This is a genomic window from Chryseobacterium sp. MA9 (genome assembly GCF_024399315.1).
In the GTDB taxonomy this organism is placed as follows: Bacteria; Bacteroidota; Bacteroidia; order Flavobacteriales; family Weeksellaceae; genus Chryseobacterium.
In genome coordinates this window covers 98415-110772 of the sequence record NZ_CP075170.1, presented here as the reverse complement: position 1 = coordinate 110772, position 12358 = coordinate 98415, and the positions used below count along the sequence as shown (strand labels likewise).

Genomic DNA, 12358 nt, shown 5'->3' with positions numbered 1-12358 from the left:
TAATTTCTTTTAAATCCAAATAAAAAAGATATTTTTTTTTGTTTTAAAGTTTTAAACAGGTAAAATTATCTTTATACAAAAATATACATTTGCTAATTTATTATATATTTGCTAAAATAATATAGTTATGGAAAATATGTGCCCTAAATGCAACAGTACCAAAGTAGTAAAAAGCGGTATCATCAATGAAAAACAACGCTTCCACTGTAAAGACTGCAAATATTATTTCACCGTTAAAAAGCTGGGAAAACAGATTGATGATTATTATGTCACCAAAGCACTTCAGCTGTATTTGGAAGGACTTAGCTATCGCGAAATTGAAAGAATTATCGGAGTTTCGCACGTTACTATAAGCTCATGGATTAAAAAATACAATATTACGAGACCTCCCCACTCCGAGTTCCATCCTGTTTATAAAATATTAAAACAGAATGAGCTCATTGAATATATCGCCCAGGAAGAAAACATTAAAAATTCGGGAATTATCATTACTCAGTTTGCTGATAAGTACATGCTGATTAAGTGGGAACGGTTTAAGAAGTAGATGCAGGGTACAGATATGGAGTGATAGTTTCAGGATGTGAATTTGAGTTATATGACACAAAGTTGAAAGGTGTGGATCATGAGGCATGAAATACAAGATCAGAGCATAAAAAATAAAACACTGAATATCAATCAATTAAAACAAATAATAATAAAAAACAAACCTCAAACCTCGAATCCTGCACCCCGAAACCCTGATCCCAAACCCTGAAGCTCACAACCCTCAACAACTCATAACTATACTATTACCATTAATATATATTAAATTTTCATAAATAAATTATTAATTACAATTTGGCATTCACAAAAAATAACGCCAAAAATTGATAATTTATGAAGAAATTACTTACATTCATTGGATTGGCTTTAATCAGCAGTTCTGTATACTCACAAGGTTCTCCTGATTACGGCAATGGCTTAAAAATAAATCTCAATCCGGATGGTGATAAATTCGTCCGATTTATTTTATGGGACCAGCTTTGGCTGAGAAATACCTCTATGAATCCCGGAAGTATGGTAGGCAATGAACCCACAGACAACTCCTGGAGCATAGGAAACAGACGATTACGTGCTTTAGCGTATGCACAAGTCTCTAAAAGATACATGATCCTCCTTCATTTCGGAATCAACAACCAAACCTTCATCAATGGCGGGGCCACAGGTACTTCCGGCACCGGAGGTTACGGAAACGGAAAGAAAACCCAGTTATTTTTTCATGATGCCTGGAACGAATATGCAGTTATTTTACCTGGAGAAGCAGGAAAATTCAGTTTATCTTTAGGGGCAGGCCTTCATTACTACATGGGACTTTCCCGTATGACGATGGCTTCTACGCTTAACTTCCTTACATTAGATTCTCCCGTTTTTTCATGGCCTTTGATTGATAACTCGGACCAATTCGCAAGACAGCTGGGATTGTTTGCGAAAGGTAAATACGGAAAACTGGAATACCGTTTCAGCTTAAATAAACCTTTCGCTACAGATCTTATCCCTGTGAATGTGACAGATCCCTCAAAAGCTGTTGCGGTAGACAACAACGGAAATCCCAGTTTTTCAAAAGCAGGGTATGTGGAATATCAGTTTCTTGATGAGGAATCAAATACGCTTCCATATAAAGTGGGATCTTATCTGGGAACAAAGAAAGTCTTCAATGTAGGAGCCGGTTTCTATCATCAGGCAGACGGAACAAGAACTTCTGTGAACTCCAACATTGAGAAGCATGACATTACTCTTTTTGCGGTAGATGCTTTTGCAGATATTCCTTTGGGAGAAGCAAAAAACAAAATGGCAGTCTCTGCTTATGCAGGATATTATAACTACAATTTCGGGCCAAATTATGTAAGAAATCTTGGAACAATGAATATTGCAGCTTCAGATCCTAATTTTATCGGAAATAAAGCCATCGCAGGACCAGGAAATCTACAACCGACGATCGGGACAGGTAATATTATCTACGCACAGGCAGGTTTACTATTACCAAGCCAGGCAGAAAAGCCAAAAATCAGAATACAGCCTTTTGCAGCCTATACTCACAAAAGCTTTGAGGCTTTCGATAAATCATCCTCTCAGTTTGACGTTGGAGCCAATTGGTTTATAGACGGACATCATGCAAAAATCACTACACAATATTCAACGAGACCTGTTTATACAAGTCCTACGGAAAGTCCTTCTTCTAAAGGAGAATTTATTGTACAATTTCAGATCTACTTGTAAAATTTAAACCATTAAGAATCGTAAAGAAATTAAGATAAGTTAAGCTTCATCAACGATGGATAGGAAGAATACAGCTGAATAAAATAGCTTTAGCTATAATCTTAATTATTCTTATCAACTTAAAATCTCTTAATGGTTCAAAAGCAATTTCAAATAAAATCCTATTCCATTAACATCAAAAACTAATCTATATGAGCGAAAATCATCACGAAAGCTACGAAAATATGACCGACAGGCAGAAAAACCGCACCATCTGGAGCGTCATCACTGCGTCATCACTCGGAACACTCATAGAATGGTATGACTTCTACATCTTCGGAAGTTTAGCCGTTGTTTTAGCAACCAAATTTTTCCCTGCTGATAATCCTACTGCTGCATTTTTATCCACTCTGGCTACTTTTGCTGCCGGATTTGTTGTAAGACCCTTCGGAGCTTTATTTTTCGGAAGACTGGGAGATATCATCGGAAGAAAATATACTTTCCTTGTTACTTTACTGATCATGGGATTTTCTACTTTCCTGATCGGCTGTATTCCAAGTTATAAAACCATTGGATTTATGGCTCCGGTTTTAGTTTTAATTTTAAGATTGCTTCAGGGCCTTGCTCTGGGAGGAGAATACGGAGGTGCCGCCACTTATGTTGCAGAATATGCCCAACCTCACCGAAGAGGCTACTGGACTTCATGGATTCAGACCACCGCAACAGCTGGGCTTTTCATTTCACTGATTGTGATTCTCATCACAAAAACTACGCTTTCTGCAGAAGAATTTGATACCTGGGGGTGGAGAGTTCCTTTCTGGATTTCCATTTTAATGGTAGCCGTTTCTTATATCATCAGAAAGAACATGAAAGAATCTCCACTTTTTGCTAAGGCTAAAAGCGAAGGAAAAACTTCTAAAAATCCTTTAAAAGAAAGCTTCGGGAATAAATACAATTTCAAGTTTGTATTATTGGCTTTATTCGGAGCTGCAATGGGACAAGGGGTAATCTGGTACACAGGTCAGTTCTATGCGATGAGTTTCCTTCAAAAGGTAATGAATGTGGAATCTGCACAGGTGGATTCATTGATGGCTACCGCTTTATTTTTAGGAACGCCTTTCTTTGTATTTTTCGGATGGCTGTCTGATAAAATCGGGCGAAAAGCTGTAATGATGACCGGAATGCTGGTTGCTATTTTAGCTTACAGACCTATTTATGACAGTATGTTCAAAAGTGTAAACCTTGAAAGTAAAACTGTTGCTGCTAATGGAATTACGGAAAAAAGAACTGCAAAAATCCATAGTGATATTGCGACAGACAGCCTGGTTACTTTTCACAAAGAAACTCTTTATACAGACGGAACTTTAATCAAAAAAGACAGTGTAGTTCACTGGTCACCTGCAGGGGTTGTTATGAAAGACGGAAAAGCGGAAGAAGCCAAAGTTTCTCAAAGTTTAAAGTTAAGTGATAACACCAAGTGGTATCTCGTCTTCCTTGTATTCATCCAGGTTATATTTGTAACTATGGTATACGGGCCTATCGCTGCTTTTCTTGTTGAAATGTTCCCTGTGAGAATCCGTTATACCTCAATGTCATTACCTTATCATATCGGAAACGGTGTATTCGGAGGTCTTCTTCCGGCAGTAGCAACCTATCTGGTAACCACCGGAAAAGAAGCGGGACATGCGACGTGGTATCTGGAAGGACTCTGGTATCCGATTGGAGTTGCCACAGTATGTTTGATCATCGGATTATTTTATCTTAAAAATAAGAATAATAATCTTCACGATTAGGTACTGAATCACTCAAATTTTTATTAATTTTAAAACTACTAAAATGAACGGACTAAAAAAAATATTAGGCATTGTCTGGATTGCAATCGCGGTAATTGTAGGTTATTTCGGAATTACAGTATTGGGAATCCCGAAAATAACATCCGGAAAACAGGAAGATCTGGTTTTTGGTATCATTATTCTTTTTGTACTGATGCCGATTATCTCAGGCGGGATGGCCATTTTCGGTTACTATGCCTTAAAAGGAGAATATTCTGACGATAAAATTTAAAAGCAATATGGATAATTGATGAATGCAGTCATTCATCAATTATCTTTTATCAATTATAAAAAAAATGAACATCACAATTAAAGCAATTCCTCACCCCTCTGAAGATAAAAGAGCTATTGATCTAATCCATAGATTAAATACTTCTCTTATTACAATCTCTGGTGAGAGTGGAAGCAAAAGCGCAAACCTTGACGACTTTACTCAGGAGAAAGCTTTGTTTATAATTGCTGTAAGTGATGAAAAAGCTATTGCCTGCGGAGGTTTTCGCCCTATCTCACCGGAGATATGTGAAGTTAAACGCATGTTTTCTCTAAAGAAAAATATGGGACTAGGCGGAAAGATTCTCTCAGCATTAGAAATAGCGGCAAAACAATTTGACTACAAATACATTTACCTGGAAACCCGTAAAAAAAATGAGAATGCTGTAAAGTTTTATCTGAAAAAAGGATATAAGGTCATTGAAAATTATGGAATTTACACTGGACGTGAAGAAGCTATATGCTTCAGTAAAGAACTAAGATAATTATGAAAAAGAGACATGAACAAAAACTGATTATTCTGAGCTTCGGAATGATGATCGCTTTCAGCATCCCTATTTCTCTTCTGTTCAACAATGAGAAAGAAGTTCTGGGCTATCCTATGATCCTGATTTACCTGTTCGTGATATGGATGATTTCCATTATCATTTCTTTTGTAATTGTAAAAAGGTATGATGAGTAGTTTTGCCTTATTTTTTGTGGTTCTGTTTTATCTGGCTCTTCTATTCTTAGTTGCTCATCTGGCGGAAAAGAAAAGAAGTAAGATATGGATCAACAATCCCTACATCTATGCGTTGTCTCTTGCAGTATATTGTACTGCATGGACCTATTATGGAAGCATTGGCGTTGCTGCAACAAGCGGATTAAATTACCTGCCAATTTACATTGGCCCCATTATGATTATTCCGGCATGGATTTATATCAACACCCGGATTGTGAGAATTTCAAGGGTTAATAAAATAAGCAGTCTTGCTGATTTCATTTCATTAAGATACGGTAACAGCAGAAGTCTGAGTGCCATTATCACGGTGGTTTGTCTTCTTGCAATCGTTCCTTATATCGGACTGCAGATCAAAGCTATTTCTGAAACCTTCCATCTGGTAACTGAAACTCCAATGTCGAAAGATATTCTGACCGATAATGCGACCTTTGTGGTGGTTTTAATTGCCTTATTTTCCTCTTATTATGGAACCCGATATGTGGATGCTTCGGAAAAACGTCTGGGAATTATCTCAGCGATTGCTCTGGAAAGTTTTTTAAAGTTATTCTTTATTATTATTCTCGGACTTTTCGTGATTTATTACGCCTTCGATGGATTTTCAGATATTTATGAGAAGGCAAGCAAATTCGAAGATTTTAAAGAAAAAAATACATTCAACGGGATTGAAGGTGCTATGAACTGGATGATTCTCTGCATGATTTCTGCTACGGCGATCTGCATTTTACCGAGGCAGTTTCACACCGCGATTATTGAGAACAGACAGGAGAAACACATCAGAACAGCCATCTGGTTTTTCCCGCTTTACCTGTTGATCTTTACTGTTTTTATTTTCCCGATTGCCTGGGGAGGAAGATTGATTTTTGACGGACAGAAAGTAAATCCTGAGTTCTACTCTATTCTTATTCCGCAGCATTTTAATAATACCTTAATCACAGTGCTTGTTTTTCTTGGTGGACTGAGCTCATGTATTTCCATGATCATTATTTCTGCCATTACCCTCTCCATCATGCTTTCCAATAACCTCATCATTCCATATGGGTTGCTTGGAAAATTAAAATCTGAAAATGAAGAGAAAAATACAAGAAGTATTACCAATATCAGAAAATTCAGCATTTTCGCTCTGATTATCATGGCTTTTGCCTTCTATAAATATTTCATCCTGAAAACCTCACTGGACTCTGTAGGATTGATCTCATTTGTTGTCATTGCTCAACTGGCACCTGCATTCTTCGGAGCTTTATTCTGGAGAAGAGGAAGTTATAAAGGCGCCGTCACAGGACTTTTAGCGGGATTAGTGATCTGTTATTTCGGACTGATCATTCCACAGTATTATTTTTCGTACAACCAAGAGTTTAAAGGAATAATCAGGGAAATGTATGACGCTTTCGGCTTTTTCACCATTCCTTATTTGGGAAGAATTCCGCAGATCTTTTTCTGGTCGATGCTAATAAATACAAGCCTGTTTGCCATTGTTTCCGTAAGCTCTAAAGGGAATTACCGTGAAAGAAACTTTGCTGAGCTGTATGTAGATATTGACAAATACATTCAGAATCATGAAAATGCTTTTATCTGGCGCGGAACAGCTTATATTTCCGATATTCAGAATATTCTTGAACGTTTTTTAGGCAGAAATAAGACAGAGCAAGCACTCCGAATTTTTAATTTAAAATATAACATCGATTCCAAAACGGAAACAGCAGACTCAAGATTTATCAAATTCTCGGAAAACCTTTTAGCAGGAAGAATTGGGACAGCTTCAGCAAAAATACTGATCGAAGGGGTAACCAAAGAAGATAAAATATCTTTAAAAGAAGTTTTAAACATCCTTGAAGAATCAAAAGAAAACATCAGCTTAAATAAAAAACTTACCGAACAATCTGTGGAACTGCAGAAACTTTCTGATGACCTGAGAACCGCCAACGAAAGTCTGATTGTTAAAGATCGCCAAAAAGACGACTTCCTTGACTCTGTTGCCCACGAACTGAGAACTCCGATCACCGCTATCCGCTCTGCCGGAGAAATTTTAGCTGACGACGACGATATTCCTTTTGACATCAAACAGGAATTTTTAAACAATATCATCACAGAATCCGACAGATTGAGCGAAATCATCAACGATATTCTTTATCTGGACAAACTCCAGCACGGTGAAATTTCTTTACATATTCAGGAAAATAATATTATTGAAACTTATAAAAAAGCATTAAATCCGCTTCTTCACCTGATACAGCAGAAAAATATTCATTTAAGTGAAGTTAATCTTCTGAATCAGTTTATATTTGAATATGATGAAGCGAGAATGATTCAGCTGTTTCAGAATATTTGGGGAAATGCCTTAAAATTCACAGAAGAACAAGGAACAATCCAGACCAAATTATTTGAAAAAGATCAACAGTTGACCATTACCATTTTCAACACTGGGAAACACATTCCGGAAGAGGATCTGGAAATGATTTTTGACAAGTTTTATCAGTCAAAAAACCAAAACATTTTAAAACCTACAGGAAGCGGACTGGGACTGGCCATTTCCAAAAAAATTGTACAGGCACACGGAGGAAGTATAAAAGCAGAAAACAGCGGACTGGGTGTAACTTTCACCATAAGCATTCCCGAAAAAACTAAAAAAGAGATTACAAATGAAGTTGAACACCATTAAAACCTTCTTATGAAAAAGATAATCATTGCGGATGACGAACACAAAATATTAATGTCGTTAGAATACAGCTTTAAGAAAAACGGATACGATGTCTATATTGCCCGTGACGGAACAGAAGTCCTTGAATTTCTTAAAACAATGGTTCCCGATGTGATCCTTCTTGACATTATGATGCCTAATCTTGATGGATACAGCACTTTAGACCTTATTAAGCAGGATGAAAAACTAAAAGACACCAAAGTTATCTTTCTGAGTGCCAAAAACAATCCCAGAGATATTGAAAAGGGATTGGAAATGGGCGCTGATGCTTACGTAACTAAGCCCTATTCGATTAAAAAACTGATGCAGCAGATTGAGGAAATGTTTTAACATGTAGAATTAAGATCATTAAGAGATTTGCTTCGCCTTTGGCTTGCAATTATCCTTGTCAAAGTTTAAAATCTTGACAAGGGTAAAAAAATCAAACACAAGACTATTGACATGAATACCGATATTTTATTTAAGCAAAGCATAGAAAACAAAGAAGATTTCTGGAAGGAACAGGCCGGACAAATAAAGTGGTTTGATTTTCCTACTCAGATTCTCTCTAATGACGAAAATAACTACCCACAATGGTTTTCTGATGGAAAGCTCAATATGTGTTACTTATGTATTGACAAGCACATTGAAGGCGGATTCGGAGATCAGATTGCAGTCATTTATGATTCGCCTGTAACCAATCAGAAGAAAACCTATACTTTCAATCAGGCGAAAGAGGAAATTTCAAAATTCGCTGGAGGACTGGCTTCTTTAGGTTTAAAAAAAGGAGACACAGCAGTTATCTATATGCCAATGATTCCTCAGACTCTTTTTGCTATGCTTGCATGTGCGAGAATCGGGGTTATTCATAATGTGGTCTTTGGAGGCTTTGCTCCACATGAACTTGTGGTAAGAATTGATGACTGTAAACCTAAAGTTTTAATTACTGCTACAGCCGGTGTGGAAATTGCCAAAAGAATTCCCTATCTGCCGTTAGTAGAAAAAGCGATTGAACTGGCACAGGATAAAGTAGACCACATTGTTGTGTACAACAGAAAATTAGTAGATAATCAGGATGAAATGTTTGACGGACTGATTGATTATGAAGAGCTGGTTGAAAAATCAGCTCCAGCAGACTGCATTTCTGTGGAATCTGTCCACCCGCTTTATTTACTTTACACTTCGGGAACTACAGGCAAACCCAAAGGTATTGTTCGTGATACCGGAGGTTACGCAACTGCTTTAAAATTTTCCATGACGTATGTCTACGGAGTGGAACCGGGAGAAACTTATTGGGCTGCCTCAGATTTCGGATGGGCAGTTGGCCATAGCTTTTCGGTTTATGGACCATTAATCAACAGAAATACAACTATTATTTTTGAAGGAAAGCCTATCATGACTCCTGATGCAGGTACATTTTGGAGAATAATTTCAGAATATAAGGTTTCAGTAATGTTTACTGCACCTACTGCTATCAGAGCAATTAAAAAAGAAGACCCAAATGGAGAACTGGTAAAAAAATATGATTTAACCCATTTCAATAAGCAGTTTCTGGCTGGTGAAAGATGTGATGTTGCTACTCTGGACTGGTTTGCAGAACACATCAGAGTTCCGGCCATAGACCACTGGTGGCAGACAGAATCCGGATGGCCTATGCTTGGATTGCTGACTTATGATGAAAATTATCAGATCAAAAGAGCTTCAGCAGGAAAACCTGTTCCGGGATATGACATTAAAATTTTTGATGAAAACGGACTGGAACTCGATCCTCATCACGAAGGTTATCTGGTGATCAAACTTCCTCTCCCGCCCGGTGCTATGCTTGGAATATGGAAAGATTATGAACGTTTTGAAAACAGTTACCTCTCTCAATACAAAGGTTACTATTTTTCAGGAGACGGTGCTATTCAGGATGAGGACGGCTATATTTTCATCACAGGAAGAGTGGATGATGTAATCAACGTTGCGGGGCATAGACTTTCCACTTCTGAAATGGAGGAAATTGTTTCTTCACATCCGGATGTCGCAGAATGTGCTGTGGTAGGTATTGATGATGATTTAAAAGGACAGGTACCTTTTGCTGCTGTTGTTTTGAAAAACGGCTCTGCTATTTCTAAAGAAGACATTGAAAAAGATATTATCCAGATGGTCCGCAACAAAATCGGAGCGGTAGCTTTTCTGAAAAACGCTATGGTTGTCAAACGATTACCTAAAACACGCTCCGGAAAGATTTTAAGAAAACTGATCCGAACTTTACTTGACGGAAAGGATTTCCAGATTCCTTCAACGATTGACGATGAGAAAATCATTGATGAAATTCAGGAAAAAATCAAGGAATACAGGGCTTAAGCCGGAAATTAAACATAAATTTAAATAAAATAAATTCAAATTTCAAAAAACGAAAGGGATATGAGAAATTACTTAATAGAAGATTTACCACAGTATTTTGAAGATTATAAAAAGTCTATCAAAAATCCTAAAAAATTCTGGGATAAGGTAGCAGATCAAAATTTCGTGTGGTACCAAAGATGGAGCAAGGTTGTTAAGTACGATATGAATGAAGCTAAAATTACCTGGTTCAAAAACGCGAAACTGAATATTACCAAAAACTGTATTGACAGACATCTTGCCGTAAGAGGAGATAAAACGGCCATCATCTGGGAACCCAATGATCCAAAGGAAGAAGCACAGCATATTTCCTACCAGGAATTGTATACCCGTGTGAATAAAACGGCTAATGTTTTACATGATATGGGTATTAAAAAGGGAGACAGGGTGTGTATTTATCTCCCTATGATCCCTGAATTGGCTATTACAATGCTTGCCTGTGCAAAGCTTGGGGCAGTGCACTCCGTTATTTTTGCAGGATTCTCTGCTTCTGCAGTTGCATCAAGGGTAAATGATTGTGAAGCAAAAATGGTGATCACATCGGATGGAAGCTACAGAGGAAATAAAGTTCTTGACCTGAAAAGTATTGTTGATGATGCTTTGGAAAAAACACCAACGGTTGAAAACGTTCTTGTAGTCAAGAGAACCCACAACGAAATTAAAATGAAAGAAGGAAGAGACCACTGGATGGCCGATTTATATGAAAAAGCTTCTCCTGATTTCGTAACGGTGATTATGGATTCTGAAGATCCGCTTTTCATTTTATATACTTCCGGATCTACAGGAAAGCCCAAAGGAATGCTGCATACCTGCGCCGGCTATATGGTATATACCGCTTACACTTTCAAAAATGTATTTAACTATAAAGAAAATGATATTTATTGGTGTACTGCAGACATCGGATGGATTACAGGACATTCTTATATTCTTTACGGACCTTTATTAAATGGTGCTACAACCGTAATTTTTGAAGGCATTCCTACCTATCCTGAACCGGACCGCTTCTGGGAAGTGATTGAAAAACATAAGATCACTCAGTTTTATACCGCTCCTACAGCTATCCGTTCTCTAGCAAAAGAAAGTGCAGAATGGGTAGATAAACATGACCTAAGTTCCCTGAAAGTAATTGGTTCTGTGGGTGAACCTATCAACGATGAGGCATGGCATTGGTTCAATGATCATGTTGGAAAGAAAAAATGTCCGATCGTTGATACGTGGTGGCAAACTGAAACAGGAGGAATCATGATTTCACCGCTTCCTTTTGTTACCCCAACGAAACCTACTTATGCCACTCTTCCACTGCCAGGTGTGCAGCCTGTTTTGATGGACGATAAACGAAATGAAATTACCGGAAATCAGGTGACCGGAAATCTTTGTATCCGTTTCCCATGGCCTGGAATCGCGAGAACCATCTGGGGTGACCATCAACGATATAAAGAAACGTATTTTACGGCTTTTCCCGGGAAATATTTCACCGGAGATGGCGCATTAAGAGATGAAGTGGGTTATTACAGAATTACGGGACGTGTAGATGATGTGATCATCGTTTCCGGACACAATCTTGGAACCGCTCCTATTGAAGACAGCATCAACCAACACCCGGCCGTTGCGGAATCCGCTATTGTAGGCTATCCGCATGATATCAAAGGAAATGCACTATACGGTTATGTAATGCTTAAAGAATCCGGAGAAGGACGTGATAAGGAAAACCTGAAAAAAGAGATTAATCAGTTGATTTCAGATCAGATCGGGCCGATTGCGAAACTGGACAAAATACAGTTTGTTTCCGGACTTCCGAAAACACGTTCAGGAAAAATTATGCGTAGAATACTGAGAAAAATTGCAGAGGGTGACTTCAGTAATTTTGGAGATATCAGCACACTTTTAAATCCTGAAATTGTAGAAGAAATCAAAAACGAAAGAATTTAAATGTATTCAATTTTTTAACCAATGAAAGCCCTGAAAGTTATTTTTCGGGGTTTTTTTGTGGTATTTGCACTTTAAAAAGTTACGACAAGTTTTGTCGCCTCATAAAGATAATTTTACATCATCATAAAACAAATTTTATTATAAATAAAGAGATTTAAATAATTAATAGTATGATTTACAGCATATCACATTAAAGTAATTTTGATATCTTAAAAAATGTTAAATTCGCAAAATTTCTAATTAATAACTCAGAAAACAACATTGAAATGAAAAAGTTCTATATCAGTGCATTTACTTTATGCACAGCCA

The 12358-nt window shown here is 37.4% G+C and carries 10 protein-coding genes; all 10 read left to right on the top strand.

Annotation, left to right across the window (positions count from 1 at the left end):
- The first annotated feature begins 127 nt into the window (after positions 1-127).
- Positions 128-544, top strand: a complete 417-nt coding sequence (locus tag KIK00_RS00450; RefSeq protein ID WP_255814612.1) for a helix-turn-helix domain-containing protein — start codon at positions 128-130, stop codon at positions 542-544.
- A 332-nt stretch (positions 545-876) separates the two neighbouring features.
- Positions 877-2256 carry a porin gene (locus KIK00_RS00445; RefSeq protein ID WP_255814611.1) on the top strand — a complete coding sequence of 460 codons (1380 nt, stop codon included), beginning with the start codon at positions 877-879 and terminating at the stop codon, positions 2254-2256.
- Between the two features lie 191 nt (positions 2257-2447).
- Entirely contained in the window at positions 2448-4028 is a 1581-nt protein-coding gene (locus KIK00_RS00440) for an MFS transporter (protein WP_255814610.1), read from the top strand.
- Positions 4029-4071: 43 nt separating this feature from the next.
- Positions 4072-4299, top strand: a complete 228-nt coding sequence (locus KIK00_RS00435) for a DUF6814 family protein (RefSeq protein ID WP_047376759.1) — start codon at positions 4072-4074, stop codon at positions 4297-4299.
- 64 nt (positions 4300-4363) lie between these two features.
- Entirely contained in the window at positions 4364-4822 is a 459-nt protein-coding gene (locus tag KIK00_RS00430; RefSeq protein WP_255814609.1) for a GNAT family N-acetyltransferase, read from the top strand.
- Between the two features lie 2 nt (positions 4823-4824).
- The gene (locus KIK00_RS00425) at positions 4825-5019 is read left to right on the top strand and encodes a hypothetical protein (RefSeq protein ID WP_255814608.1); all 195 of its coding nucleotides are present in this window, start codon (positions 4825-4827) and stop codon (positions 5017-5019) included.
- Complete coding sequence (locus tag KIK00_RS00420) at positions 5012-7714, top strand: ATP-binding protein (RefSeq protein WP_255816704.1); 2703 nt, start codon at positions 5012-5014, stop codon at positions 7712-7714. The genes KIK00_RS00425 and KIK00_RS00420 overlap by 8 nt, the downstream gene beginning before the upstream one ends.
- Positions 7715-7723: 9 nt before the next feature.
- Positions 7724-8083: a response regulator transcription factor gene (locus KIK00_RS00415; RefSeq protein WP_110367230.1), complete on the top strand. Its 360-nt coding sequence runs from the start codon at positions 7724-7726 to the stop codon at positions 8081-8083.
- Between the two features lie 111 nt (positions 8084-8194).
- Positions 8195-10081, top strand: coding sequence for an AMP-binding protein (locus KIK00_RS00410; RefSeq protein ID WP_255814607.1), 1887 nt, complete (start codon positions 8195-8197; stop codon positions 10079-10081).
- Positions 10082-10141: 60 nt separating this feature from the next.
- Positions 10142-12049: an acetate--CoA ligase gene (gene acs / locus KIK00_RS00405; RefSeq protein WP_255814606.1), complete on the top strand. Its 1908-nt coding sequence runs from the start codon at positions 10142-10144 to the stop codon at positions 12047-12049.
- The last annotated feature ends 309 nt before the right edge of the window (positions 12050-12358 follow it).